This is a genomic window from Actinoallomurus vinaceus, assembly GCF_039542055.1.
Taxonomy (GTDB): Bacteria; Actinomycetota; Actinomycetes; order Streptosporangiales; family Streptosporangiaceae; genus Actinoallomurus; species Actinoallomurus vinaceus.
Map to the genome: position 1 here is coordinate 1 of NZ_BAABHK010000021.1, position 26,482 is coordinate 26,482.

At 66.6% G+C, this 26,482-nt stretch carries 27 protein-coding genes; 4 read left to right on the forward strand and 23 right to left on the reverse strand.

Features of this window, described 5'->3' with window-relative positions; all coding sequences use genetic code 11:
- Positions 1–68: 68 nt before the first annotated feature.
- The 20 genes from ABEA24_RS46005 to ABEA24_RS46090 all read right to left on the reverse strand — a co-directional run bounded on the left by ABEA24_RS46005 (position 69) and on the right by ABEA24_RS46090 (position 19,607).
- Positions 69–416 (reverse strand): hypothetical protein, encoded by a 348-nt coding sequence (locus ABEA24_RS46005; RefSeq protein ID WP_345441045.1) that lies wholly within the window; start codon positions 414–416, stop codon positions 69–71.
- A 489-nt stretch (positions 417–905) separates the two neighbouring features.
- Positions 906–2,204, reverse strand: coding sequence for a hypothetical protein (locus tag ABEA24_RS46010; RefSeq protein WP_345441048.1), 1,299 nt, complete (start codon positions 2,202–2,204; stop codon positions 906–908).
- An 18-nt stretch (positions 2,205–2,222) separates the two neighbouring features.
- Positions 2,223–2,495 carry a hypothetical protein gene (locus ABEA24_RS46015; RefSeq protein WP_345441051.1) on the reverse strand — a complete coding sequence of 91 codons (273 nt, stop codon included), beginning with the start codon at positions 2,493–2,495 and terminating at the stop codon, positions 2,223–2,225.
- A gap of 29 nt (positions 2,496–2,524) precedes the next feature.
- Positions 2,525–3,145, reverse strand: coding sequence for a hypothetical protein (locus tag ABEA24_RS46020; RefSeq protein WP_345441054.1), 621 nt, complete (start codon positions 3,143–3,145; stop codon positions 2,525–2,527).
- A 10-nt stretch (positions 3,146–3,155) separates the two neighbouring features.
- Complete coding sequence (locus tag ABEA24_RS46025; protein ID WP_345441057.1) at positions 3,156–3,485, reverse strand: hypothetical protein; 330 nt, start codon at positions 3,483–3,485, stop codon at positions 3,156–3,158.
- A 306-nt stretch (positions 3,486–3,791) separates the two neighbouring features.
- Complete coding sequence (locus tag ABEA24_RS53890; protein ID WP_425551318.1) at positions 3,792–4,235, reverse strand: WD40 repeat domain-containing protein; 444 nt, start codon at positions 4,233–4,235, stop codon at positions 3,792–3,794.
- A 1,076-nt stretch (positions 4,236–5,311) separates the two neighbouring features.
- Positions 5,312–6,175: a hypothetical protein gene (locus tag ABEA24_RS46030; protein WP_345441060.1), complete on the reverse strand. Its 864-nt coding sequence runs from the start codon at positions 6,173–6,175 to the stop codon at positions 5,312–5,314.
- A 14-nt stretch (positions 6,176–6,189) separates the two neighbouring features.
- Positions 6,190–6,492 carry a DUF6317 family protein gene (locus ABEA24_RS46035; RefSeq protein ID WP_345441063.1) on the reverse strand — a complete coding sequence of 101 codons (303 nt, stop codon included), beginning with the start codon at positions 6,490–6,492 and terminating at the stop codon, positions 6,190–6,192.
- Positions 6,489–6,905, reverse strand: coding sequence for an SseB family protein (locus ABEA24_RS53895; protein WP_425551319.1), 417 nt, complete (start codon positions 6,903–6,905; stop codon positions 6,489–6,491). Before ABEA24_RS53895 ends, ABEA24_RS46035 begins: the two co-directional genes overlap by 4 nt.
- 9 nt (positions 6,906–6,914) lie before the next feature.
- Positions 6,915–8,186, reverse strand: a complete 1,272-nt coding sequence (locus ABEA24_RS46040; RefSeq protein ID WP_345441066.1) for a S8 family serine peptidase — start codon at positions 8,184–8,186, stop codon at positions 6,915–6,917.
- The gene (locus ABEA24_RS46045) at positions 8,183–8,719 is read right to left on the reverse strand and encodes a bZIP transcription factor (RefSeq protein ID WP_345441069.1); all 537 of its coding nucleotides are present in this window, start codon (positions 8,717–8,719) and stop codon (positions 8,183–8,185) included. Before ABEA24_RS46045 ends, ABEA24_RS46040 begins: the two co-directional genes overlap by 4 nt.
- Before the next feature lie 799 nt (positions 8,720–9,518).
- Positions 9,519–9,989, reverse strand: coding sequence for a hypothetical protein (locus ABEA24_RS46050; protein ID WP_345441072.1), 471 nt, complete (start codon positions 9,987–9,989; stop codon positions 9,519–9,521).
- Between the two features lie 251 nt (positions 9,990–10,240).
- On the reverse strand, positions 10,241–11,128 hold the full coding sequence (locus ABEA24_RS46055) for a 4-(cytidine 5'-diphospho)-2-C-methyl-D-erythritol kinase (RefSeq protein WP_345441542.1): 888 nt from the start codon (positions 11,126–11,128) through the stop codon (positions 10,241–10,243).
- Between the two features lie 11 nt (positions 11,129–11,139).
- Positions 11,140–12,003: a 16S rRNA (adenine(1518)-N(6)/adenine(1519)-N(6))-dimethyltransferase RsmA gene (rsmA, locus tag ABEA24_RS46060; RefSeq protein ID WP_345441075.1), complete on the reverse strand. Its 864-nt coding sequence runs from the start codon at positions 12,001–12,003 to the stop codon at positions 11,140–11,142.
- A gap of 74 nt (positions 12,004–12,077) precedes the next feature.
- Positions 12,078–12,911 (reverse strand): TatD family hydrolase, encoded by an 834-nt coding sequence (locus ABEA24_RS46065; RefSeq protein ID WP_345441078.1) that lies wholly within the window; start codon positions 12,909–12,911, stop codon positions 12,078–12,080.
- A 35-nt stretch (positions 12,912–12,946) separates the two neighbouring features.
- On the reverse strand, positions 12,947–14,737 hold the full coding sequence (gene metG, locus ABEA24_RS46070; protein WP_345441081.1) for a methionine--tRNA ligase: 1,791 nt from the start codon (positions 14,735–14,737) through the stop codon (positions 12,947–12,949).
- A gap of 117 nt (positions 14,738–14,854) precedes the next feature.
- Entirely contained in the window at positions 14,855–16,027 is a 1,173-nt protein-coding gene (locus ABEA24_RS46075; RefSeq protein ID WP_345441084.1) for a CU044_5270 family protein, read from the reverse strand.
- On the reverse strand, positions 16,024–16,578 hold the full coding sequence (locus tag ABEA24_RS46080; RefSeq protein ID WP_345441087.1) for an RNA polymerase sigma factor: 555 nt from the start codon (positions 16,576–16,578) through the stop codon (positions 16,024–16,026). The genes ABEA24_RS46075 and ABEA24_RS46080 overlap by 4 nt, the downstream gene beginning before the upstream one ends.
- Before the next feature lie 82 nt (positions 16,579–16,660).
- The gene (locus ABEA24_RS46085; RefSeq protein ID WP_345441090.1) at positions 16,661–18,079 is read right to left on the reverse strand and encodes a hypothetical protein; all 1,419 of its coding nucleotides are present in this window, start codon (positions 18,077–18,079) and stop codon (positions 16,661–16,663) included.
- 148 nt (positions 18,080–18,227) lie between these two features.
- Positions 18,228–19,607, reverse strand: a complete 1,380-nt coding sequence (locus ABEA24_RS46090; RefSeq protein ID WP_345441093.1) for a glycosyltransferase family 2 protein — start codon at positions 19,605–19,607, stop codon at positions 18,228–18,230.
- 304 nt (positions 19,608–19,911) lie between these two features.
- Between ABEA24_RS46090 and ABEA24_RS46095 the strand changes: the two genes are divergently transcribed.
- Complete coding sequence (locus tag ABEA24_RS46095; RefSeq protein ID WP_345441096.1) at positions 19,912–21,420, forward strand: hypothetical protein; 1,509 nt, start codon at positions 19,912–19,914, stop codon at positions 21,418–21,420.
- Between the two features lie 72 nt (positions 21,421–21,492).
- Here ABEA24_RS46095 and ABEA24_RS46100 read toward each other — a convergent pair whose 3' ends face one another.
- Together ABEA24_RS46100 and rsmI are read right to left on the reverse strand one after the other, a co-directional pair.
- On the reverse strand, positions 21,493–21,792 hold the full coding sequence (locus ABEA24_RS46100; protein ID WP_345441098.1) for a hypothetical protein: 300 nt from the start codon (positions 21,790–21,792) through the stop codon (positions 21,493–21,495).
- Between the two features lie 116 nt (positions 21,793–21,908).
- Positions 21,909–22,757, reverse strand: coding sequence for a 16S rRNA (cytidine(1402)-2'-O)-methyltransferase (rsmI, locus tag ABEA24_RS46105; RefSeq protein ID WP_345441101.1), 849 nt, complete (start codon positions 22,755–22,757; stop codon positions 21,909–21,911).
- Between the two features lie 118 nt (positions 22,758–22,875).
- On the opposite strand from rsmI, the gene ABEA24_RS46110 reads away from it, so the two are divergent.
- Together ABEA24_RS46110 and ABEA24_RS46115 are read left to right on the forward strand one after the other, a co-directional pair.
- Positions 22,876–24,435 carry a dolichyl-phosphate-mannose--protein mannosyltransferase gene (locus ABEA24_RS46110; protein WP_345441104.1) on the forward strand — a complete coding sequence of 520 codons (1,560 nt, stop codon included), beginning with the start codon at positions 22,876–22,878 and terminating at the stop codon, positions 24,433–24,435.
- Positions 24,426–25,406: a magnesium transporter CorA family protein gene (locus ABEA24_RS46115; RefSeq protein WP_345441106.1), complete on the forward strand. Its 981-nt coding sequence runs from the start codon at positions 24,426–24,428 to the stop codon at positions 25,404–25,406. The genes ABEA24_RS46110 and ABEA24_RS46115 overlap by 10 nt, the downstream gene beginning before the upstream one ends.
- 43 nt (positions 25,407–25,449) lie before the next feature.
- Here ABEA24_RS46115 and ABEA24_RS46120 read toward each other — a convergent pair whose 3' ends face one another.
- Positions 25,450–25,908 carry a DUF6069 family protein gene (locus ABEA24_RS46120; RefSeq protein WP_345441109.1) on the reverse strand — a complete coding sequence of 153 codons (459 nt, stop codon included), beginning with the start codon at positions 25,906–25,908 and terminating at the stop codon, positions 25,450–25,452.
- A 210-nt stretch (positions 25,909–26,118) separates the two neighbouring features.
- Between ABEA24_RS46120 and ABEA24_RS46125 the strand changes: the two genes are divergently transcribed.
- Positions 26,119–26,481, forward strand: a complete 363-nt coding sequence (locus ABEA24_RS46125) for a YciI family protein (RefSeq protein ID WP_345441112.1) — start codon at positions 26,119–26,121, stop codon at positions 26,479–26,481.
- Position 26,482 lies beyond the last annotated feature (1 nt).

Consider the following 26,482-nt stretch of genomic DNA (forward strand, 5'->3'; position numbering starts at 1 on the left):
GCATGAGGGCCTTTCTGGTCGCCGGTGCAGATGTCGCAATCCACACCGAGCCAGAAGGCCCTCACCCATTACAAGATCATCGACCTCGTGTCGCCGTCACCAACCTCCATGGTCAGTACACCTAGGGACCGCAGTTCCGGCGGCCAAACGCCGAGCCCGCCGAGCTCCGGGCAGTCGGGGTAGCACCGCCGGACCTCGGCCGCCCCGCATCCGTCCCACAGGATCGCCCCCGACCCGACCGGCGTGTCCTCCAACCAGGCCACCAGGTACGTGCTCAGGCCCTGCTCCTGACGCGCGAACCGGCGTGCGTGGAACCGATTCCGCCCCGGCGACGGCACGTGCCGCTCGAGCAGCTCGACGTCCTGCTCCCGGCAGACAGTGATCGTCACCGGCCCGATCGAAGCCCCTTCTGCCATCGGCGCCACCTCCACGTCGCGACTCCTGCCCGCAGTCTGCCCTGCGATGTCCTGGCCCGTGCCGGGCACGACGCGCCTTGCCGCCGGCACCGGACCCGCCCGCACACAAACCGACTACACGATCTTCGTTCATCTGCGGAAACGCGAGCCCGAGCTGAAGTTTGTGTGCGTACGGGCTCGGGACCGATCACCGGATGGCCGGTTGATCAAAGAGGACAGCGTCCGCCTCCCGCGCGGTTCCGCAGCAGACGACGCAGGACGGCGACCTCATGTCGCAACACCAAAATCTCCACCTCTTTGGAGACATCGCTTCGCGTGAGGAGTGTCAACCAGCCGAACAACCTTCAGCAGATACAGGAGGCGCAGGAACACGAGCGCCGAGCATAGGACCAGATCAGATGCCGTGGGCGAGTTATGGCACCGCACACGCTGCTGATCGACACCGCCGCGTACAGGCCTGGACGGTTCCCGGAAGTGGCTGATTCCTCGTCAGGATTGTTTCCAATGGCTCGAGTCGTCGTACGGTGCCGCGCCAGCCTCGCTCGGGAACGACTGCGGCCGATGCGTGCCATCGCCAAGGTTGGGGGCCGTGTCGCTCGCCTTTTGGTCGATCTTCAGGATCTCGCCGGCGTCCGCGTTCGCCTGCTGCCATTTCGCAAAGAAGGCGTTCGCCATCGCGCTCAGCGCGTCTACGAGAAGCGCGAGCGGCTCCTGGGTCGAGCCCTTGGTGAAGCCGGCGGCGGCGTCCTTGTAGGCCCTGAGCGCCGTGATGAGGTTGCCGACCTTCGCGTTACCGGCCTGGGCGTAGGCGTACTGCAGGCTGTCGACCGTGTGGGCCGCCTTGCAACCCTCGCTACCCACCCACGCCGCCTGCTCCTTCAGCGTGTCGAAGTACTTGATGCATCGGTCAGCGTGGAGGCCGTATGCCTCGGCACCCGGCCCCTGCCAGGAGCTCTTCAACCCGTTCGTTTGAGTTGTCATCTCCGTGCTGAGTTCGCCGTACTCGTTGCTGAGCGCGTTGAACAGCTCCGCACGGTTTTGGATGGCACCGGGGAGGGCGAAGCGCACATCCTGGATGAAGTCGTCCAGTGGCATCTTACTCGTCGCGGCACCATTGGTCCTGACAATGTTTTGGGCGTCCTGGATGTAGTGCTCGTTGGCATTCAGGAATAGGTTAAGGGCTGCCCGTCCGGCCGTGTTGCCGAGCACCATCAATGCCCGGTCCGCCAGCACAATGTGTCCCTGTTCCTTGGTGAATGGATGATCGAAGTCGTGGTCCGCGCTGGCGAACATAATCCGGTTTTTCGGTTCGTTGGGGTTGACATCCGGACCTGGATCGCCTGGGGGTATCTGATAGGGCAGATCAGGGGTGTTCGCGTAATTCGGTCCACGTGGGGTGTGTCCGGGTGCTGTCGATATGGATCCTTGGCCTTTCTCGGACGCCTGGATCCACGGGAGAAGGAAGCTGTTCTCCTTGGACAGCAGCCTCTCAGCGGAAAGCTTGGTGCTGATTTCCGTATGAGAATAGTTTGCCGCCACCTTGGACAGTTTCGATCCCGTTTCACTCTGAAGGTCGCTCGCCGTCTGAGCTTCCCGTACACGTGCGGACGTGGCGCTTTCCCAGTCCTGTGCCCACCGCCGCGACCACGGCATCTGTCCCCAGGCGGAATCCGGAACGTTCGCGGCGAACCTGGCGAAGTGCCGGAGGCCGTCGCAGATCAGGCTGTCGTCATAACGATACGACGCATGGCTGACGAGAGCCTGCACCTCGACCGAAAGCGTTACCACGTTTGAGTCCCTCCGCGCCTACACGCTGCTGGCATTCTGAATGTCGTCATAGTCAGGGCCGAAGATCTGTTGGCGGAGTTTCCGTCCCTGCTCTCGGTAGGCGCGGTACGCCCCGTTCAAAACGACCTGGAGTTCCGCTGCGAGTCGCTGCTCGTCGAGCTGGCGCAGCGTGTCGCGCTTCAATTCCACAGTGACCGCGCCGGTGCGACTCCGGCGCAGCGTCGCCCATCGCCCTGGCGACCTGACAGTGAGCGAAAGTTCGTCAAGGGCCCGCTCATACCTGTCACGCATTGAATCCATATTTCATCCCTCCGTCGCGATCAGGACATGCGGGCGACCGCGTCCACGACCGCCTGCGCGGCGCTTTCGAGCAGTCGGCGCTCCTGCCCGGCATCCCTATCCGCCGACCGCTCCCCACCAACCCCCACGACGATCGCCAGGTCGCCCTGTACGACCGCCCGGCCGGCGAACGGTGCGGCGTAGCAGCTTGCGGCGACCGGAGGATCGCCTCGGACGTCCACGTCCATTCGTTCGACGAGGCAAATGTTGTTCTGCAACTTGCTCTTAATGAGATTTCCGAGATATTTCGCCCGCGGCGTGCCGTCGAGTGAGGGCACAGTCATGCGAGTGAGCAGAACTTCCGCGGTTCCGTTGCCGCCGTCCGAAAGATGACCGAACGCGGTGGGACAGTCGAGGTCGAAACGGGGTTGAGGAACGGACGCACCGGATGGCTGCTCCGTCGGGTACCTCTTGATGTCCTGTACGGCGAAGGCAGTGTGCGGAATATGCCGGACGACGTCGATGCACGTCGGCAATGCGCCCCGCTGGCTTGTCTTTGGAGAGGGCTTTGGGAGGTCTGGCGAGCCGGATCCGCTGCAGCCGGCCAACCCGGCCCCCAACAGCGCGAAACCGGCAACGAGCCGGAGAGCGGGAATCACCATATCCCGAAGCCTATTCCTCGATGAACAGGCGTCGGCGTTCACCCGCGTCACTGCCCCGGCGCCGACGCTCCAGCGATGATCCGGCCGCCGACTCCGGTTCGGGAACCCTGGCCGCCTTGCGCCAGGCCCTCATCGCCACCTGCTGGTAGCCGACCATGGCCACCCTGATAGCGGCATTCACCTGCTGCTCGAAGGAACGTTCGGTGTGCCGGGCATGTGCGCCGGGAGCGATTTCCACCTTGATATTGGCGGGCATTCCGGAGACGATGATGGTGAGTGACTTGTCCGGCGATGACGCGCGAATCCTTGTCCGGCGCATGATATCCAGCATCTCACCCACGTGAGCCCCCATGCTCATAAAGAGAACGTCGCATGTGAACGACGGAACGACCGGGACGTGAGCCTCCGGCCGGATGTGTCCGTAACTTTCCCCTGAACGCTCGCGAACTTAACAAGCTCGATACACAAAGTCAAGGGATGTGACAATAGGTGTATACCGGCGTGGATGGGTCCGGAGCTCAAAGACGTGACATACCACGCAGGCTTATAACGACCGCGCGAGGCCGAACGACGCTGATGGTGCGGTGATCATTGAAACCGGCCGTACCACGATCATTCGTAAGAGCAAGGGCGACCTGCCAACCGCTTAGTAGTTTATTTCGCCTCCGCCGCAGGCCAGGGTCTTGCCGTATGGGCTGAAGGCGACGAAGTCGGTGCGGTCGGCGACATGGAGCATGGCGCGCCTGCGGCGATGGGGTAGTTCCCACGGCCAGAGTTGATTGCCTCCGCTAGCGACGGCCAAAAACCGCCCGCCGGGGCTAAAGGTGACCCAGCCACTCCCAGGTAGGTCGCTTCGATGCCCGGTCGTCAGGTCCCAAAGGTGTGTGAGCGGACTAGTGTTGTCGCCGCTGCCGCAGGCGTGGGTGCGGCCGTCCGGGCTGAACGCCACATACACGATCACCCGGCTGCCCATCATCGTCCGGACCAGACGACGACTCGCGATATCCCATAGGCGAACGGTTCCGGAGTCGTGCCCGACGGCGAGGGCACGGCCGTCCGGGCTTGAAGGCGACCGCCTCCGCCCTGTCATCACCGTCCATAACACCAGGAGCAATGACGGCGGGAGGGACCAGCGCTGCTACGAAGCTCACCAGCGATGGGGCCGGGTGCGGCATGGTACCGACCCCGAAGAAGGAACGCCGTGCTTGATGCCCCGGCGGCGACAATAACCGCCGATCAACCGGCGACCAGAGCAGTTCGTCGAGTAGGCGAACAGCAGATCCGTTCAGTCCTTTGCCCCCGCCTCGGACTGCTGCCCCTTTCTGAAGAAATAAGCAACGAAGATCGTTGCAGTAGCGCCCGGGGCCGGCGCAAAATGAAGGATTGAGTGGACCGTGATGCCGGCTACGAAGCCGCAGATCATTGTTCCCCATAGGGCACCAATAACTAGCCGCCACGAAGTTGACGTGGTTCGCCGGACCAGATTCCAGCCTCCAGTACCAAAAAGCGCGATTACAGGGCCGACCGAGAGGAAAATGCCAATAATCGAATATAGGATACCGAGAAGTATATGTCCGGCAAGGAAGTCCTGCGATGCAATGCTATGGGAACTCATCGCATAACCTCAGTCAAAGATCGCTCCTACGAGTGGGGCGACTGCCGCACCGACGGCAGCTCCTACGATGGGGCGCCAGAAAAGCCTCTTACGCCACCTACGTCACCATCTGCGGCGGCGATAGGTAAATCCAGTGGTACGAAATCGCTGCTGTCTGGGCCAGTGGCCACAACCCGTCGATCAATCTGCAGAGCTATACAGAAATTATGTAAGCACGCACCTGTAGCGGGTGAACTAAATCGCAACCAGTCAAGGCTGATCTCGAAAAGATTCGTAGGCAGCTCGCCTGATGCGTGACTGCACTATGAAGAGGAGGATCGCAAGTGGGATGCATAGCACGCCGACAACTTTCCAGATCACACCCACTGCGAAGACAAGTGAATAGACGATCAATATACCACCCATGGCACGCTTAAGGACTACAGGCGTATTCCGAGTACCTGTCACCTTCCGCGATCGTCTAACGTTGAAAATCAGGCTAATTCCGCCAATGAAGGCCAGTATCGAAGCGGCGATATAAAACACGTCTAGGGAGGTTTTGAGAGCGCCCATCACCATGCCCACCCAACAATGCCGCCCACCAATCCTCCGACACTAGCGCCAATAGCATTGCCCGCAGCAGCTCCTGCCACAGCCGTTGCCGGGACCGTCACTTCCGCGGCCGGACCGCCAAGCAGTCCGATAGCTCCACCCACGCCCCCGCCAATCACTGCACCAACAGTGGCACCGATTCCCGCACCGGCTGCCGCATGCACAAGGTGCTCCTTGGTTCCCGTCTTAGGGTTGAAGTAACCAGACTGGGAGTCTAGTTTGGAAACCCAAGACCCGAGCGCCGAAATCTCATTCTTTGAAAGCAAGTCTTTGTGGTTGTCGCGATAGTTTTTCATTCCTGCGGACAGCGCTCGATATTCGGCTGAAAGTTGCTGCGCCGCCGCCCGCCGAGCCTTCTTGGCAAGAGCCAAAGCCTCTTCTCGCCTTTGATTGAAGTCCTGGATGAACTTCTGAACTTCAGGATTCGATGTGCCCTTCGGGAAGCTCATATTTCCCGACTGGTCTATAGCTACATAGCGGGCAGCGACACCTCTTTCTGCGATTTTCTCCAGCCAGGCCTCCAGCTTTGCAAGAGCGAGTGCGAGGTGGTCGACGATGTCACCGATCGAGGTGGCACGCTGCGAGAGCCAATTTATATCGGTCATATCTTGACTGAATTTATCTTTAAATTCGCCTGCCGCCGCCCCCTTATATGAGGGCTGATTGCCCACCAAACGATTTACCGCATGATTCAAATCAGTGACAGGCCCGTTGCTGGATTCGGCAAAGTTGAATAGAACTTGAGCCAGACCAGAAAGACCTTGAATGTCTCCGCCGATCCAGTTGGTATGCAACGCCGGCAAGGGCGATGGACTCTTCGTCATCCCATCTCCTTATATCAATAGGTCGGCGTTGGGGTCTGCCGTACGAGATAATCGAACACGTTACCTTCCGTCTTCTGATAGTTTCGTCGCGCATAATCGAGCTTGTAAGCATGCGCGCTTACTGCTTGAGCGAGCACGACATGCATCTCATAAAGGCCGTTTAGAGTCACATCGAGCGCCTTGTCGAACGCGGCGTCCCCTCCTGACGGACAGGCCAGCTTTTGAGTCATCAGGTTGGCGTAGGCATCCCCTTGTCGAGAAAACTCGGCGGACGCCTTCGCCAGGTCACTAAAAGAAACTTCGTATCCGTCACTCACCGGTTACCCATCCTCCAGGCCGCGATTCGGTCAGCACTCCATCTTTCGGCGTCTTCTCGCACAACAGGGTTTACGGCGACGCGCACCTGGGCCTCCGATAGCTGGACCAGGAGTTCTAGTACGGGCATCCTTTCGAAAGGCTGATATTCGCCGAGCTGCTGAACTAGATGCTCCTGCTCAGTGAATACGGGAAGCACCCCGGTACCATCGGCGAGCGCGCGAAGCTCGAATTGAACCTGCCGAGGTCCGCCACCTGCGTCTGGTTTACTTGGAAGGGTAGGAACGTAGACCCAAGCGACGCCTTCGGACACCTTCTTCAGAGCACTGTATTCACGTGCCGACGAATCGCCCCTTGGTGAATCGCTCGACCCGTCGGTAGACGCCGAGGAAAGGGCAGGGTCAGGGAAGCTCATCTTCGGCCTTCACTGGTTTCGCACATTAAATGATCTATCGTGTGCCTGCATCTCAGCGGCGGAGGCGATCTTGTCGGCGTTGGTCCGGCGCCGCCATAGGATTCCGCCGATCAGAAGCGCAGCTGCAGCGGCCGCAGCTATAGCGACGAAAATGGCGACAATACGACTACTCGCATGAGTCGACTTTCGAGATCGCTGTGACACTGAGGAACTCGGCGTCGGAGCGGCAGTCTTCGCTGCTCCTGAATGGGATGCTTGCCACTTCTCAAACGCCTCGTATACAGGATTCGACGCGTTGGATGAAACAGGATAGCGATCAGGGTTCATCGCGGCGGTGATCTGGATGGCGCCGTACCCCGTTTGGTCGTTCCATTTTGAAGAGCCCAACGGGCGGGCTGTCGCGATCAGCCGCTGAACTACAGTCCGTGCCGGCATATCTGGGTTGCGCGATCGGATGAGAGCGATGGCGCCCGACGTCAGCGCTGTGGCCATACTTGTTCCCCAGCTCTTAGCGAAGTATCGCCCAGCCTTTCCGATGGTTCCCCCAACTCCCGGGGCAGCTACCGCGACATACGGCTGTCTCTCGGTATTCGCCCATGGCTGCAAAGTCTTGTCGATAGCCCCTACAGCCAGGACTCCTGCGCACGAAGCAGGAAGCACCGGATAGTTTGTGCCATCCCCCCAGTTGCCCGCACCTGCAACAACGACGACATCGTGTTGGATCGCATAGGACACGGCATCCTGGAGATCTGGATCACAGTGGTTGGGTAGACTTGCCGAATTCGCCGCCTGAGAAATGCTGATTACTTTGGCACCGTGGTCTACGCCGTATCTAATGCCGTTCGCGTAAGTTTTGTACTGGCCTACCGGATCGCCCGCCTGTAGCGTGACGTGGACAGGTAGAATTTTGGCCCCTGGCGCGATACCCGCAAAATTAGTGGCCCCTCCGCCGTGGGCAGCGATAAGCGCTGCCATGGCAGTGCCGTGCCCATAATCCTCTTCATCGAGGTCTTGACGGCCATCGGTTTTGTGTCCTGTTGTGTCACTACCCGGCAGCACCGCTCCAGCCAACTCTGGGAGCTTAGCGTTCACACCGGTGTCAAGAACAGCGACGGTGACGCCAGCGCCAGTCGTCGTCGGCCACACGTCGCTCTGGATACCCCATGCGGAGAACCACCACTCTTCCTGGCGTGGTTGAGGTAGCGCACTGGCCGTCGCAGTCGGCACCACCGCCGAAGCGACGGCGATGATGCCTGCGGCGAAACGCCAAACAATCTTCACGCATCTTCCTCGGAGGGCCAGCGGGGTTCCTGAGCGCTGATCCCCGTTCCGCTCTGATCAAAGCTCGCCTGTTGCTCCAGTTGCTCAATCTTTTCGCGGAGCCTAGCGATCTCCTCTTGCGGATCTTCGACGCTGTCTTCGAGATCTAGCTCCTTGAGAAGCTCGGCAAGATCATCGCTATCACTGGATAGATCGAGCTGAACATCTTCCGCTGACGCATCACTCTCGCTTGAGGAATCGTTTTTGGCGGCTCCGTCGCCGATGAGCTGGGGACCTGCCTCGATACCGTCGTTCCACACATCCTCGTCTTCGACGAGCCATGTCGCGCGTTCGCGTTCGCGCTCACCGCGATCAGCTCCCGCACCGACCCCAGGACCCATCATCCCGGCTCGGCTGGCAGCGCTCGCCTCTGCGGCTTGTGCCTCTTCGGCCGCAGCGCTCGCCGCACCGCCTGTACCCCAGCCGGTTCCAGCCTGGCCCCAGCGGCTACTCCAGGGGTTGTTGATGCCGCCGACACCACCTGGTGGCACCATGCCACCCAAGCCCGACGTTGGCGATCCGCTGCCCGCTCCCGGAATACCGGGGGCGCTCGGAAGAGGACCTGTCCCACCGCCGGATCCTCCGAGCCCTGGGCTGGATGGCGTCGGCGTCCAGCCCGCGAGATTCGTATTCGAGCCGCCAGTCCCCGGCAAATGGCCAGCACCGCCTGGGACGTGTCCAGAGGAACCAGTTCCGCCGCCACCGAGTCCTGGCACGTGTCCACCGCTACCTGACACTCCGCCCGCAGCAGGGCCTCCTGTGGGGCCGCCACCTGTGGGTCCGGCCCCAGCGTCCGGAGAATAACCACCGATATCGCCCCTGGCCGGGAGGCTAGTGCTGACCTCCGAGGGCATCGCCATCCACGCCTGAGAGATGCGCTCGTTCGCACCAGCCATCCAGCTCCGGGCTTCGGCCAGGTTCTTGGACGGCGACTTGGACGACCTCTTCTGGTGCCAGGCGAGGTTCTGGCCGTGGTCTTCGAGCGCCGTTCCGAATTCATGGGCGGCCTGGTCGAGGTCCGCTGAGGAAGCCCAGATCTCCCGCAGCGCCGACTGCGCGGCGGCGGCGTCTTCTCCTCCCCAAGCTTCATGAAGGATGTCGCGGACAGTGACCATGTCACCAGCGAACTTCCCGTGCGCCGAAGCGAACGTCTGGTAATCCTTTCCAGCCTTCTTGACGTGGCCGGGAGCTGTCTGCCTCAGAAGCTTGTCGATGTCTGCTGGATCGTTGTAGCCACCAGGCGTTCCGGAAGGAGCGCCAGCGCGCATGGGCAACGAGTCGGAGTCGGCCACGTCAGTTTCTCCCGTCCGGGTTCAACGAATTGGGCACCGCCGGCACCTGCCTGGACGGTGCCGAGGACGGGTCGTGGCCTCCCAGGTCGGCCGTGGGCTGGACGCTCAGACGCTTGTCCACGGCGGCGATCCGCCGCTCGAGGTCCACCTCGTTCGCGTCGTACACGTTCGCCGCACGATGCAGCTTCTTGATCGTGCTCATCAGGGCGTGCAGGACCCGGCTGTGCTGGTCGGCGAGGGACTGGTGGCCGGCCTCGACACTCGGCTGGAACGACAGTGCGGCGTCCCACTGGCCGAACGCCACCGGCTCGGGGCGGTTCAGCTTCTCAGTCGCCGCGAGGAGATCTTCAAGGTGAGCCTCGAGTCGCTTGGCCGCCACCCTGATCTGTGGTGTGTTCACCCTCAGCTTGCCCGGGTCGTCGATGCCCGGCCAACTGTTGTACGTCTGGAACGGGACGGAATTCGCGTTCACCGGTGGCAACAGCCATCGCCTCCTCGTGCGAGCACCCCCGTGCACCGCACTGTCTCAGCAGGGACGCCGACGCTCGTATGATGCGTCATCTCGCCGACCCCTGCACACCCCGTCATATCCCAAAAACGTCCTAGACTTTACGGATTCTGACAGGTGACGTCCAGGCTACTTGCCGTGTGCTTTGCCAAGCCGTGACCGTGCGGCCGGGGGATCGACCGTTTCACGGCTTGTGCCCCCGCCGATACGCCGATTCAGAGCAGAGTGACGCCCGGGACCGGGCCGACGGCCGGGCGTACGGCGGCGAACCGGCCCGACTCGTTCAGGGCGGCGGCCAGCTCGGCCGAGTGATCCAGAGAGGCGGCGAGGAAGGCGCAGGTCGGCCCGGAGCCTGACACGAGGAAACCCACGGCACCCGCGTCACGGCCGGCCGCCAGCGCCTCACCCAACGACGGGCGCAGGCTGAGCGCCGCCGGCTGCAGGTCGTTGTACAGAGCACGGCCGAGCGCCTCGGCGTCACCGGTCTTCAGCGCGGCCATCAGATCATCCGACACCCGCGGCCACACACTGTCCTGCTCCCCTGCCGCGCGCAGCCGATCGCATTCTGCGTACACCGCAGGCGTGGAAAGACCGCCGTCGGCATACCCGAACACCCAGTGGAACTCCCCCATCACCTCGACAGGAGTGAGCCGCTCTCCCCTACCGAGCCCGACGGCAGTACCACCGAGCAGCGCGAACGGGACGTCACTGCCGAGCCGGGCGCCGAGTTCGAGTAGCGTCTCCCGGTCGAGCCGAGCCCCCCACAGCACGTCGCAGGCCAGCAGAGCAGCCGCCGCGTCGGCGCTACCACCGGCCATGCCTCCGGCGACCGGGATGTCCTTACGAATGTGCAAGGCAACGTCCGGCCGCCGGCCGATGTGCTCGGCGAGCAGGGTCGCGGCGCGCGCCGCGAGGTTGTCAGGACCGGTCGGCACGCCCGCCGGTCCCTCGACCGTGACGCTGAGCGCGTCGGCCGGGGAAGCGGTCACCTCATCGAACAACGAGACGGCGTGGAAGACATTGACGAGGTCGTGGTAGCCGTCGTCGCGGACAGGGCCGACGCTCAGCTGGAGGTTCACCTTGGCGGGCACGCGCACGGTCACAGTGGTCACGATCAACCGATCGTAGGCGACGGGGGCCGGTGCTCGGCGATGCGGGTGAAGGCTTCTACGTCGAGGGACTCGCCGCGGGCGGTCGGGTCGACTCCGGCGGCGCGCAGGGCGGCCTCCGCCGCTGCGGCCGAACCGGCCCAGCCGGCCAGGGCCGCGCGGAGGGTCTTGCGGCGCTGCGCGAACGCGGCGTCGATCGCGGCGAAGACCTCCTTACGGGAGGCCGAGGTGGACGGCGGCTCGCGGCGGGTGAAGGCGACGAGGCCGGAGTCGACGTTCGGCGCCGGCCAGAAGACCGCGCGGCCGACGTTGCCGGCGCGGCGGGCGTGCGCGTACCAGGCCATCTTGACCGACGGCACGCCGTACACCTTGCCACCGGGGCCCGCGGTGAGCCGGTCGGCGACCTCGGCCTGCACCATGACGAGCCCGTGGCGGATCGATGGGAACGCCCCGAGCAGGTGCAGCACGACGGGCACCGCGACGTTGTACGGGAGGTTGGCGACGAGCGCGGTGGGCGGCGGGCCGGGCAGTTCGGCGACTCGCAAGGCGTTGTCGGGGACGACCTCTAGGCGGTCGGCGAGGTCCGGGGCGCGTTCGGCGACGGTCGCGGGCAGTCGCTGTGCCAGCGCCGGGTCGACCTCGACGGCCACGACGCGGCTCGCGGCCGGGAGTAGGGCCAAGGTCAAAGAGCCGAGGCCCGGTCCCACCTCCAGGACCACGTCCTCCGGCGCGACCTCGGCGTCGCGGACGATGCGGCGCACGGTGTTCGCGTCGATCACGAAGTTCTGGCCGAGGGTCTTGGTCGGACGCAGCCCCAGCCCGCTCGCCAGTTCGCGTACGTCGGCCGGCCCGAGAAGTCGTTCACCCACGGATCCAGTGTCCCGTACGCGCGGGGTCGTCCCGTCATCGTCCCCTGATCCTCCGCGGTCCGTCAGAGGTCGTGTCACCAGGGGCCGAAGACGCGTTCGCCGTTGGTGGCGATGGCGGTGCAGAGCTCGGCCAGGTCGACGTTCTTGGTCTCGGCGAGGCAGCGGACGGTGAGTGGGACGAGGTACGGGGCGTTCGGCTTGCCGCGGTGGGGCACCGGTGTGAGGTACGGGGCGTCGGTCTCCACGAGCAGCAGGTCCAGCGGTGCGACGGCGGCCGCCTCGCGGAGGTCGGCGGCGTTCTTGAACGTGATGTTGCCGGCGAAGCTCATGTAGTAGCCGCGGTCGGCGCAGACCTTGGCCATCTCCCGGTCGCCGGAGTAGCAGTGGAAGACGACCTTCTCTGGCGGGCCCTCCTCGGCCAGGATGCGCAGGACGTCGTCGTGCGCGTCGCGGTCGTGGATGACGAGGGCCTTGCCGCTGCGCTTGGCGATGTCGATGTGGGCGCGGAACGACCGCTGCTGGTCCTCGACGGCGGCCCAGTCGCGGTAGTAGTCGAGTCCGGTCTCGCCGACGGCGCGGACGTACGGCAGGGCGGCGAGCTTGGCGATGTCGGCGAGGACGTCGGCGGTGGCGTCACCCGCGTCGTTCGGGTGGATCGCCACCGCCGCGTACACGTCGTCGTACGTCGACGCCGCGTCGGCGGCGTGCTGTGACGAGGCCAGGTCGTAGCCCACGGTCACGGCCCGCCGGATGCCGACCGAGTGGGCGGCGGCGAGCACCTCCGTGATCGGCACCTCGAGGATGTCCAGGTGACAGTGGCTGTCGAACACCTCGACCGGCAACGGCTCGGGCAGCGGCGGGAAGGCCGCCCCCCGGAACCCGTTGGACGTCTCCATCTCCGCCCCCATCGTGAGCACCCTGCCCAGTGACGCTACGCCGTGTGTCAGGACTGTTCGAGCCGCGCGAGCTCCTCGTCCACGACCGAGGAGTCGAGCTTGGCGAACAGCGGCTTGGGCGGCGCCAGCGGCGTGCCGGCCGTGATCGGGCGCGACTCCCAGCGGGCTTCGGTGTCGTACGACCCGGTCAGGACCGGGTAGTCCGGGCCGCCTTCCTCGGAGACCTCGCGGATCTCTGGGGTGCCGCTCCACTCGCCCTGTCCGCCGAGCATCCGGTGGACCTTCTCCGAGGACCCCGGCAGGAACGGCGTGAGCAGCGACTTGGCGTCGTCGACGAGCTGCAGCGCGACGTGCAGGATCGTCTTCATCCGCTCCGGGTCGTCGTTCTTCAGCTTCCACGGCGCCTGCTCGGACAGGTACTTGTTCGCCTCCGCGACGGTGCGCATCGCCTCGTTCGCGGCGTTCTTGAACCGCGAGCGCGCCAGCTCCGCGCCGACCGCGTCGAACGCCTTGCGCGACCTCTCCAGGATGTCCCGGTCGAGGTCGGTGAGCTCGCCGGCGGCCGGGATCTCCCCGATGTTCTTGGCCGCGAACGAGACCGAGCGGTTCACCAGGTTGCCCCAGGTGGCGACGAGCTCGTCGTTGTTGCGGCGGACGAACTCCGACCAGGTGAAGTCGGTGTCCTGGTTCTCCGGCCCGGCGACCGCGATGTAGTAGCGCAGCGCGTCGACGTCGTACCGCTCCAGGAAGTCACGGACGTAGATCACGACCTGGCGCGAGGAGGAGAACTTCCTGCCCTCCATGGTCAGGAACTCCGAGGACACCACCTCGGTGGGCAGGTTGAGCTTGCCCAGGGAGCCGGGCGTGCCGCCCTTGTCGCCGTCGCCGTTGTAGCCGAGCAGCATGGCCGGCCAGATCTCGGCGTGGAAGACGATGTTGTCCTTGCCCATGAAGTAGTACGTCTCGGCGTCGGGGCTCTGCCACCAGGCGCGCCAGGCATCGGGGTCGCCGCTGCGCCGGGCCCACTCCACGGACGCCGACAGGTAGCCGATGACCGCGTCGAACCAGACGTACAGCCGCTTGTCCGGCCGGTCGACCCAGCCCGGCAGCGGCACGGGCACGCCCCAGTCGAGGTCGCGGCTGATCGGCCGGGGCTGCATGTCGTCGAGGAGGTTGCGGGTGAACTTGTAGACGTTCGGCCGCCAGAGCCCCTCCTTGCCCTGCAGCCACGACCCGAGGGACTCGGAGAACGCGGGCAGGTCGAGGAAGAAGTGCTCGGTCTCGACGAACTTCGGCGTCTCGCCGTTGATGCGGCTCCGCGGGTTGATCAGGTCGATCGGGTCGAGCTGGTTGCCGCAGTTGTCGCACTGGTCGCCGCGTGCCCCGTCGTACCCGCAGATCGGGCAGGTGCCCTCGATGTAGCGGTCGGGCAGGGTGCGGCCCGTGGACGGGGAGATCGCGCCCATGGTCTTCTTCTCGAAGATGTAGCCGTTGTCGTGGAGGCCCTTGAAGATCTCCTGGGCGACGGCGTAGTGGTTGCGCGTCGTCGTCCGGGTGAACAGGTCGTACGACATGCCGAGGCCGTGGAGGTCCTGGGCGATCACCCCGTTGTAGCGGTCGGCCAGCTCACGGGCTGACACGCCCTCCTTGTCGGCCTGCACCTGGATCGGCGTGCCGTGCTCGTCCGTGCCGCTGACCATCAGGACCTTGTTGCCCGCCATCCGCTGGTAGCGGCTGAACATGTCGGCGGGCAGCGCGAAGCCGGAGACGTGCCCGATGTGGCGGGGCCCGTTGGCGTACGGCCAAGCGGGCGCGGTCAGGATGTGACGGCTGGACATGTGCTAAGCCTACGGGGCACTCGTCGATGACTCATTCCGATATCGACTTTCCGGTATACGGGCCCTGGGCGTGCGGCGCCGGCCCTCGATCGACGCCGCACGCCCCTCCTTCATGCGTCAGCCGCGGGCCGGCGTGCCGATCCCGTCGGTCCAGCCGGAGCCGACCAGAAGGCTGATCCTCGACGGCCGGCCGGCGACCTTGCCGCCGCTGATGTCGTACGTCTCCGACCCCAGGATCTTCGCCGTCTTCGGATCGAAGATCGTGTGGACCTCGACCTGCTGGGGCTTCCGGTCCGTGCCGAGCTCCACGCGCCGCATGGCCAGGGCGACCCCGGAGCGACCGAGCCGGTCGCGGACCTTGCCGACCATGCGGATGCCCGGCTGGGCGGCGAGCAGCCGGTACGCGGCCGCGCGGGTGGCGGGCGTGACCGGGGCGGTGATGACGTTCTGCGCCATCTCACAGATGTAGGCGGACAGCGTGTTCCGCTGCGTCGCCGGCGCCTTGTTCCAGTCCTTCTGGATCAGTGCCTTGAGCCCGTCCGGCGTGGTCGGCAGTTTCGGCAGGTCCTTGGCCAACGTGCCCTTCGGCAGCCCGATCTCCAGGAACGGGTCCTGCCCCGCACGGGAGTCCGCCGAGAAGGGCTTCATGTCCGTGAGGGAGGGCGAGCCGGCCCGCTTCCACGCCGCCTTGTCGGCCGGCGACCCGAAGCTGGTCGTGATGTCCTTGTCCACCGTGCGGCTGGTGTCGCCCTGCTGGTACGGGACCCAGTTCTCCCACGTGATGCTCACGTAGGCCGTGTACGGGTAGTAGGGGCCCGTCCTCGGGCCTCCGTTCGCGCTGACGCCCCTCGGCTTCAGCCCGTTGCCGGGCTGCCTGGCCCGCTCGATCTCGCGGCTCTGGGTGTACCAGAAGCGGCCGTGGGCCGCCGCCGGCTCCTTGGCGACGGTCTCGGCGGCGGTCAGCAGCACGGTCTTCACGTCGAGTGTCCGGGGCGCCGACCCGCCGTGCCCGGGCTTCGCCTCGTGCCCGGACACGACGCCCGGGACGACCGCGGCGCCGAGCGCCACGACCGCGGCGGCCGCGCCGGCGAGGAGGAGCACCGGCCGCCGGCTCCGTGTGGGGAGGGCCCGACGGTCGCTCCGCGCGGAGGCGAGCACCCGGGTCAGGTCGGTGCCGCGGCGCCGCCGGTAGCCGTCCTCGGCCAGGGCGTCCACGTGGGTACGGAGAGTGTCGATCGGGTCGGTGGTGTGGTTCATGGCGGTTCCTGCCGTCTCACGCGAACGTCTCATCGGGCTTCCTCGTTGATCAGCGCCATCCGGCCGGCGGCGGCCGGATGGCTGCGGGAGGACGCGGCGGAGGTCGCCTTGGCCAGCCGCTTGCGCGCGCGGTGCAGCCGCACCGTGAACGTCGCGGCCGTGCAGCCGAGGACCCGGGCGGCCTGCCGGGGGGTGAGCCCGTACCAGGTCGCCAGCACGAGGGCCTCGACGTCCTTCTCGCCCAGTTCGGCCAGGAGCGCCTTCGCGGCGTCGCGCTCCACGACCTGCTCGGCCACGTCCAGGCCGGTCAGGTCCAGTCCGCCGGCCGCCTCCGCGAGCCGGTCGGTCAGCACCTGCCGCCGGCGCACGGCGTCGTACTGCTTGAAGAGCAGGTTCCGCGCCACTCCGAGCAACCAGGGCAGCGGCGATTCGGGCAGGTCGTCGAGCCGCCTCCACGCGATCAGGAACACCTCGCTGACGACGTCCTCGGCGGCGCCCTGTTCGACGCGCAGCAACACGTAGCCCAGCACGTTCCGGTAGTACCGGTCGTACAGGGCGGTGAATCTCTCGGCGGGGTCGTTCACTCCTGCCGTCCTTCGCATCGGTTCAGGTCGGTCGCGAAGTAGTCCCGTACGGCGGACGGCCGATTACACGCGGGCGAGTGGATCAGTGGATCACACCGACGAGAGCACGCTGCGGCAGGCTCCCTCGGCGATGTCCCGTCCGTAGGTCCGCCGCCGCGAGCGCGGCCGCCATGCAGGCGATCGGCACGACCGGCAGGACGTACCGGTGGTCGAAGTCGAGGACCGCCACCGGAAGAACCAGCAGCGCGGCCGCGACCGTCCACGGCAGCAGCGCGCGGCGCCGTGCTCCGAGCGCGCCGAGGGCCAGGATCGCCGCCAGAACGGGACCGCGGAGGTAGGCGGGGTACTGGTAGGCACGGAGGAAGCCGGCGTACGGCTCCACCGACCGGTAGTCGCCGACGTCGGCGTCGTAGGAGGCGAGGGCCTTCTTGGCGTCCGGGAGGTCCGGCAGCGGCCAGCGGCCCTTCGCGAAGCCGAAGGCGGGGGTGACCCGTTTCGGATGGCGGGCCGGGGTCCAGTGGAACGCCAGCGACACGTCTCCCGCGACGTCGGCCGCGTAGTCGAGCGGCTGTGCGGCGATCGCCCGCAGCGCGAAGGAGCGTGCGGGTTCGTTGGCCGCCGCCGGTCCGCCGGGGAAGCGGTTGATCGGCGAGTCGGCCGCCCAGACGTATTCTCCCGCCGCGTCCTGGCGGGCACCGGCCGGGCAGAGCCTGGCCTCTTCCGCAGGCGGACGGATCCGCCGGCAGTTCGCGAACGTCATGGTCCGCGCCCACAGCGCGACCCCGTCGCCGCCCGCGAGCGTGAACCGGCCGTAGACGGACGCGTACCAGCTCGCGTACAGGGCGATCGGCAGGGCGGCGGCGGCCGCCGTCGCCAGGACGGGCCGCCAGCCGATCCGGCGGAGCGCGAGGTGGGCCAGGACCAGCAGGAGCAGCGGCAGGGCGATCGTCCGGGTCAGCGCGGCCAGTGCGAGCAGCGCACCCGCCGCGGCGCCGGCTCGGGTGGTCGGCCCCGGCGACCACATCAGAACCGTGATCGCGGCGACGACGAGGAAGATGAACAGCGCGTCGGACAGCACCGCGTGTTCGAGCTGCAGGAACGACGCGTCGAACAGCTGCGGGACGGCGGCTGCCGACGCGGCCCAGGCGGGGAGTCCGTGGCGCCGCAGCGCCGCGTACACCAGCATGCCGGTGGCCAGGCCAAGGGCGTGCTGCACGCCCACGACGAGGGTGACGCTGTGGAACGGCCGCAGCAGCATGAGGAAGAACGGGTAGCCGCTGGGCTGGAACCCCGACGAGGGCTTGGGGTGCGCGGCCAGGGCCAGGTACGCGTAGGAGTCCCCGTAGTAGACGCGCGCCGGACGGTAGCCGAGCATCGTGGTGATCCGTAGCGCGGCTGCGAGGGTGAGCAGCGCCGCGAAGACCTCGTGTCCGCTGAGCGGCCGCCGGGGCGCCGGCATGTCGTACCGCTGAGGCGGCGCGGGAATGCGCAGGTTCGTCACGGAATGAAGTCCTAGATGATCAACGTCATTGATCATCTAGGACGCCGAACATCCCCCAAAGGTTGGGTGAACGCCGGATCTCGCGTGAGTATCCATTTTTACGACGAAAAAGGCCCCGGCGGATCGCCGGGGCCTTTCACGACGCGGGTCAGACGGTCTTGTCGGCCTTGTCCTCGCTGCTCCCAGCGGACTCGGAGGTCGCGGCGGCCACGGAGGCCTCGGCGTCGCCGGCGGCCTCCGGAGCGGCGGCCTCGTCGGCGGCGGCGCTCGCGTCGTCCCGCTGCTCCGTCGCGCGCTCGGCGTCCTGGCTCTCGCTCTGGACCTTGTGCGCCGCGGCGTCGACGACGTCGGCGGCCTCGTCCGCCGGGTCGGTCACCGGCGGGTGCGAGCGGCGGCGGATGTCGAGGATGCTGACGAACAGCGACGCGAAGATCATCTGGAAGCTCATGATGAGCGCGGTGGCGGCGGGCACGACGATGCGCAGCGAGTGCCGGGGATCGAGCTGCCCGAAGCTGTGCACCTGCCAGTGGAACAGCGAGGCGATCAGCCCGACGAGACCGGCGAGCGCGAGCAGCCCGCCGACGACGAGGCCGCGTTCGAGGCTCCAGGAGTCGATGATGCGCTGCACCCGTTTGTCATGGGGAAGGAAGCCCTCCTCCATGGCATAGACCTTGGTCAGCAGTGCGAAGATCACCGCCTGGAAGCCGATCACCAGCGCCGCCGAGGCGCCGACGAGGGTGTCGACGTCGAAGGCGACCTCGCCGAACCGGATCGGCCCGGCGGACAGGGCGACCCCCGCCACGAGACCGAGCACCATCATGATGAGGCCGGGGATCAGGAACAGCCAGCGCGGGCTGTAGAGCGCCAGGAAGCGCAGGTGGCGCCAGCCGTCACGCCAGGTGCTGAGGTGCGGCGGCCGCGACCGGCCGTCGGGCGACAGGGTGGTGGGGACCTCGCGGATGTCGTACTTGGCAAGGGTGGAGCGGACCACCATCTCGCTGGCGAACTCCATGCCGCCGGTCTGCAGCTCCAGCCGCAGGATCGAGTCGCGCCGGAAACCCCGCAGCCCGCAGTGGAAGTCACCGATCTTGCTGCGGAAGAACAGCCGGCCGATGAAGCTCAGCACCGGGTTGCCGAGGTACTTGTGCAGCGGGGGCATGGCGCCGGGGGCGATGCCGCCCTTGAACCGGTTGCCCATGACGAGGTCCGCACCGTCCCGCAGCTGCTCCAGGAACGGCATCAGGCTGGTGAAGTCGTAGGAGTCGTCGGCGTCGCCCATGACGACATACGTGCCGCGCGCGGCCCGGATGCCGCCCATCAGGGCGTTGCCGTACCCCTTGGCGGAGACAGGCACGACCCGGGCACCCGCGTCGCGGGCCAGCTGCCGGCTGCCATCGGTACTGCCGTTGTCGGCGATGATGACCTCGCCGTCGACACCGTGCTCTTCGAAGAATCCGAGGGCCTTACGAACACAGGTCTCGACGGTCTCCGCCTCATTCAAGCACGGCATCACTACGGAGAGTTCCACGTCGTGTCCTCCATCACCCCGCAGCACTGGCTTGGGGGTTTTTCGACTAACCTCGTCGTGTTCCGACAAGTGGCGCGTGTTATCCATGATGCCTGCCGACGAGCGGTCGCGTGTTGCAAAGTCGCAACCTTTAACTCCACATGGAGCGCTGGTGCAACGGCAGGCTGGGGATATCAGGATAGGGGCTGTGCGGTCCAGGAAGGTCGGTCCGGACTTGACGAACGCCGGAGAGCGGGGCACGGCTTCCGTGGTGACCGGTGCGCGATCCGATGAGGAATCGCAGGTCACCACGGTTGACGAGCATGTGACGGAAGAGGCGCCGGCCGTTCGCGGATCGGGGCTGTGGGCGCTCATGCGCCGGCACAAGATCTTTACAGTGGTGCTCGCGGCGGGTGCGCTGCTCCGAATGATCGCCACGCTGGGATACCGGCCGGCGTCCTGGTTCAACGATTCGTTCGATTATCTTCACGTTGCGATCAGCCCGTATCCACATGCGATCCGGCCGGACGGCTACTCGTTCCTGCTGTGGATCTTGAAGCCGTTCCACAGCTTCATGCTCGTCGCGACGATCCAGCACCTCATGGGCCTGGCCTCCGCGGTCATGATCTACGCGGTGCTGCGCAAGAGGTTCGGCCTGCCGGGGTGGGGGGCGAGCCTGGCGACGGCGCCGTTGCTGTTCGACGGGTACCAGATCCAGCTCGAGCACCTGATCCTGTCCGACACGATGTTCGGCTTCCTGCTCGTGTCGATCGTCACACTGCTGCTGTGGCACGGCCGGGACCTGTCGTGGAAGGTCGGGGCGGTGGCGGGGCTGCTGCTGGGGCTGGCCACGCTGACCCGTACGGTCGGCACGCCCGTCCTGGCCGCCGTGATCGTCTACTTCCTCGTCCGGCGGGTCAAGTGGCGGGTGATCGCGGCCACCGTCGTGGTGTGCGCGCTGCCGCTGGCCGCCTATGCCGGATGGTTCTGGTCGTACTACGGCAAGCCGGGCATGACCATGAGCAGCGGCGTGTTCCTGTACGCGCGGGTCTCGGCGTTCGCGGACTGCAACAAGATCAAACCGCCGGTGACCGAGTACGCCCTGTGCAAGAACAACAAGACCTCGCACACGCCGCTGGTCTTCTCACAGGACGCCATCTGGAACCGAAACTCTCCGTTCCACCGCATTCCGGCGGCGCGGTTCACCGATTATCAGAACCAGCTCGCCAGCGACTTCGCCAAGCGCGCGATCATGGCGCAGCCCGTCGACTATCTGAAGGTCGTCGGAAAGGACTTCCTTTTCACGTTCCGGTGGAAGCGGACGGTGTTCCCGGACCGGGCGACATACGAGATGTACCAGTTCGGTACGAAATCCGCCGCTCTACCGACGTGGCGAATGAGCAGGGACCGTACGGCCGCGTCGGAGGCCCGCACCTACGAGCAAGGGGACGCCCGCACCGACATCGTCGACCCGTACGCCAAGATCATCCGGACCTACCAGCAGTACGCCCACCTGCCCGGCACGCTGCTGGGCGGCATCCTCATCGTCGGCCTGGCCGGGCTGATCCCGTTGTGGCGGCGGTGGGGCGGCGCCGCGCTCCTGCCCTGGGTCACGGCGACCGGGCTGCTGCTCGTGCCGCCGGCCACCGCCGAGTTCGACTACCGCTACGTCCTGCCGACCGTGCCGCTGGCCTGCATCGCAGCGGCGATCACCTTCTCCGCCGAGCCCCGCCGGAAGCTGGCCCGGGTGGCCCGCCGCCACGGCGGCGCGTCGGACGAATCCGACGCGGCCGACGCGGGTTCCTCCTCGTCCGACGAGCCGGTGCCGGCGTAGAGCGTGCCCGGCCCCCTGCCGCGCGCGGCGGCACAGCGCCGCCGCGCGCCGGCGGGACGGACCCGCGGTCGATCAGTAGGCGTGGAGCCGGCGGAGCTTGAAGATCATCTCCAGCTCTCCGTGGCGCTGCGGCGGGACGGCCTGGCTCTGCGGCCGGCCCGGGGGGAGGATCTTGACGTCGTACGACCCGCAGGACGGGCAGAACAGCTCCGCCCACGGGGAGGTGCAGCGATGGCCGTTGCGACTGTGGTAGACGACCTCGCCGCCGTGCCCGTCGGCGCAGTACCCGACCTCGAATTCGACGTGCCATTCGTGCAAGCACGCGAGGCACTCATAGGTCCACGTCTCGGGCGAGATCATGGATTCGTGCATCAGCGTCACCCCCGGGGGAATCGGCGTACCGCTTGAAATACGCACCCGAGTCATTTTTCCCCACCAAGTGCCGCGTTGCGCACGGCGAGTTCCCCAAAAAGAACGTCAAATAACGGTCAATGATCTGCTTTGCGGGCAACGACGGCGTCATAGAGCTCCCTCTTGGGAACCCCGTGCTCCCGCGCCACATCACCGATCGCCTGCTTCCGCGGCACCCCCTCGTCCACCCGTCGCTCCACCTCCGCCGCGAGGTCGGCGACGTCGACCTGGCCCGCCCGCTCCGGCGCTCCCGCGACGACCAGGGTGATCTCCCCGCGTACGCCGTCGGCCGCCCACTCCGCCAGCTCGCCCAGCGGTCCCCGGCGCACCTCCTCGTACGTCTTCGTCAGCTCCCGGCACACCGCGCCTCGCCGGTCGGGCCCGAACGCCGCGGCCATCGCCTCCAGCGTCGCGGTGATCCGGTGCGGCGACTCGAAGAACACCATCGTGCGCGGTTCGCCGGCGAGTGCCTGCAGCCTCCCGGCGCGCTCCCCCGCCTTGCGGGGCAGGAACCCCTCGAAGCAGAACCGGTCACTGGGCAGCCCCGAGATGACCAGGGCCGTCGTCACCGCGGACGGTCCGGGAAGGACGGTGACCGGCACCTCCGCCTCGACCGCCGCCGTGACGAGGCGGTAGCCGGGGTCGGAGACCCCCGGCAGCCCCGCGTCGGTGACGACGAGCACGTCGTGCCCGGCCAGCAGGTCGTCGAGGAGCTCGGCGGCGCGGGCCCGCTCGTTGACGTCGTAGTACGACACGATCCGGCCGGTCGGGGAGACGTCCAGATCGGCGGCCAGCCGGCGCAGCCGCCGGGTGTCCTCCGCGGCGATGATGTCGGCCTCCGCGAGGGCCGTGCGCAGCCGCTGCGACGCGTCCTCCACTCGTCCGATCGGTGCGGCGGCCAGCGTCAGCGTCCCTGTGTTCTCCACGTCTCCATCTTCGAGCACAGCGGGCGCGGAGCGGTCCCCGGTCGGCTCCAGGACGTTCCATGACCGTGAAGTGCACGAATACTTCGGCTCTCGCCCGTACGATGTCGGGGTGGTGGCGATGACAGGAATCGAACCCGAGACCCGGATCGAGCAGAGAAGAAGACCACCTTCGCTGCGGCAATGGCTCATGCCGGAGGTGCCCGGCAACAGGCTGCTCGGGTGGCTGGGCCCGCTGGCCGTGACCCTGCTCGCGGGCGTGCTGCGATTCTGGAATCTCGGCAAGCCCAGAGCCGTGATCTTCGACGAGACGTACTACGCGAAGGACGCGTACGCGCTGTTGAAGTTCGGGTACGAGCACAACACGGTCAAGGACGCCGACAAGCTCCTGCTCCAGCACCCGCAGAACCTCAACATCTTCTCCGACGGCGGCAGCTTCATCGCGCACCCGCCCGCCGGTAAGTGGATCATCGCCATCGGCGAGTGGCTGTTCGGCATGACGCCGTTCGGCTGGCGTTTCTCGGCCGCGCTGATCGGCACCCTGTCGGTGCTGATCCTCGCGCGGGTCGCCCGGCGGATGACGCGGTCGACGCTGCTCGGCATGGCCGCCGGCCTGCTGCTCGCGCTGGACGGCATGCACCTGGTCACGAGCCGCACGGCGATCCTCGACGTCTTCGTGATGTTCTGGATCCTGGCCGCGTTCGCGTGCATCGTCATCGACCGGGACGTCTCCCGGGCCCGACTCGCCCGAAAGATCGCCGAACGCGGTGACCACGACGGCTTCGGCCCGTTCGTCATGCACTGGTGGCTGATCCCGGCGGGGCTCTGCCTCGGCACGGCCACCGCGACGAAATGGACCGGCCTGTACTACATCGCGGCGTTCGGCGCTCTGACGCTCATCTGGTCGATCGGCGCCCGGCGGGCCGCCGGCGTGCAGCGCCCGTACGCCGGAGCGCTCGCCCTGGAGGCACTGCCCGCGTTCCTGTCCGTGGCCGTGCTGAGCGTCATCACCTACGTCGCCTGGTGGAGCGGCTGGATCTTCAACGCCGGCGGCTGGGGCCGCGGCCGTGTCGCGTCCAACCCGGTGACCGCGTTCTTCCAGGCGATGCCCCGGCTGTGGGACTACCACAAGCAGATGTGGCACTTCCACACCACGCTCACGGTCAAGCACGACTACCAGTCCTGGCCGTGGAACTGGCTGGTCCTCAAACGGCCGGTGGCCTTCTACTACACCCAGCCGTCCGGCTGCGGCGCGTCCACCTGCTCGCGTGAGGTGCTCGACATCGGCACCCCGGCCATCTGGTGGGTGTCCATCGTCACGATGCTCGTGCTCGCCGCCTGGTGGCTGGTACACCGCGACTGGCGGGCCGGCGTCACGCTCCTCGGGTTCCTGACCGGCTGGGTGCCCTGGTTCTACTACGGCCTGAACCACCGCACGATGTTCCTGTTCTACGCCACGCCGATGCTGCCGTTCATGGTGCTGTCCATCGTGCTGGTGATCGGACTGATCATCGGCCCGGCCACCGCCCTCCCGGCACGCCGGGTGTTCGGCGCCGCGATCACCGGCGCGTACGTCCTCACCGTGCTGGCCAACTTCTACTACCTCTACCCCGTGCTGGCGGGCCAGGTCCTGACGTACGACTCCTGGCATGCCCGCATGTGGTTCGGGTCATGGATCTGAAACCGCGGACCAGGGTCTGGCGCAAGGGACGGCTGGAGGCGGAGGACTTCCCCGCCGACCTGATCAGCGACTACCTCGCCGAGCCGGACACCGTCGTCTGGCTGGACCTGTGCGCGCCGGACACCGAGGGCCTCGGTCTCATCACCGAGGAACTCGGCCTGTCCCCGCTCGCCGTCGAGGACGCGGTCAGCCACCACGAGCGGCCCAAGCTCGACCGGTACGACGGCCACCTGTTCCTGAACGCCTACTCCGTCCACCTCTCCGCCGACGGCACGCAGCTGGACAAGCACGAGATCTCCGCGTTCATCACGGGACGGGCGCTGGTGACCGTACGCGGCGACAAGGGCTTCGACCTCGACGGGCTCCTCGAGCGCTGGGACGGCTCTCCGGACCTCGCCCAGTACGGCGTGGCCTACCTCCTGCACGGGCTGCTGGACCTGATCGTCGACGGCCACTTCGAGGCGGTGCAGGCGCTCGACGACCAGGTCGACGGCCTCGAGGAGGACCTCTTCGCGGGGCGCATGCCCGACGGCGGCACCCAGCAGCGAAGCTACCGGCTGCGCAAGAGCCTCGCCCTGCTGCGCCGGGTCGTCCTGCCGATGCGGGAGGTCGTCAACACCCTGCTCCGGCGCGACCTGGAGATCGTCCCGGCCCCGATGGCGCCGTACTTCCAGGACGTCTACGACCACGTCCTGCGCGCCACCGACTGGACCGACAGCCTGCGCGACGTCGTGACGAGCCTGCAGGAGACCCGCATCGCCATGCAGGGCAACTACCTCAACCTCGTCATGAAGAAGCTCACCGGCTGGGCGGCCGTCATCGCCGTCCCCACCGCCATCACCGGCTTCTACGGCGAGAACGTCCCGTACCCCGGCTTCGGCAAGTCCTGGGGCTTCCTGTCGAGCATCGTCATCCTCGTCGTCACCGGCGTCGCCCTCTACATCGCCTTCCGCAAACGCGACTGGATCTGAGGAGCCCCGCACCCGGACGTCGGCACAGCCGTGACCGCGTTGCTCACCGTACTCGCGACAGTCGCCTCGCGACTGCCGGGATGATGATCGCACCGGCGATCAGGTGTGCGGCGGCGAGGGTGAGCTTGGTCGAGATCACCGTGTCCGCTGCCGTGAGCGGCGTGGCGAGGGAGAGGGCGAGCAGTGGCAGCGCCGTGCGGAGGTAGGTGCGCTTGGGGTTCTTCGCGAAACGGGCCATCAGGATGACGGCGAACGTGAACCAGAACGTGACGACCATCGTCCCCATCGCGAACATGCCGACGGTGATCGGCGTCGCGTGGTGCGAGCCGAGGCCGGCGGCCCTCATTGGCACGCCGGCGGCTCGGGCGGCCAGTCCCCACGTCTCGACGGCGGCGCCGGCGGCGAGGCCGGACAGGTAGCTGACCTGCCAGACGGGGCGGCGCGCCAGGAATGACGCGGACAGCGCGGCGGACGTGCGCGTGGAGGCGGGCGTGATGGACATGGTGTCCCTCCTGGGTTCTGCGGTGGTGCCTTCTCAGGGGGAACGGGGCCCACCCGCGTTTCTCGACACGGGCCCCGGCGGATCGGTAGGAAGAAGTCCGGCGGGGGCATGTCGAGAACGTGGAGGCAGCTTCGTTCCTCCGGTGAGAGCGTGGCGGGGCGTGCCGACGGCGGCCTGCCGGGCTGTGATCCATCGGAGAGAGGAACCGCGATGAAGTACCTGCTCATGATCTACGGCAACCAGGAGAAGTGGTCCAGCATCCCGGCGGAGGACTGGCCGCGCGAGATCGCCAAGCAGGACGCCTACAACAAGAAGTACACGGCGACCGGGGAACTGCTCGGCGGATACGGGCTGGCCGATGCCGCCGCCGCGAAACTGGTGACGCGCAAGGACGGGGTCCCGGCCGTCAGCGACGGCCCCTACCTGGAGACGAAGGAGTACATGGCCTCCTTCTACCTCGTCGACGTCGAGACCGAGGAGCGGGCTTACGAGCTCGCCGCGGCGATGCCGTGGGCGGACCAGAACCCGACAGAGGTCTGGCCGATCCTGCACGAGTCCGCGAACGACGCCTGAG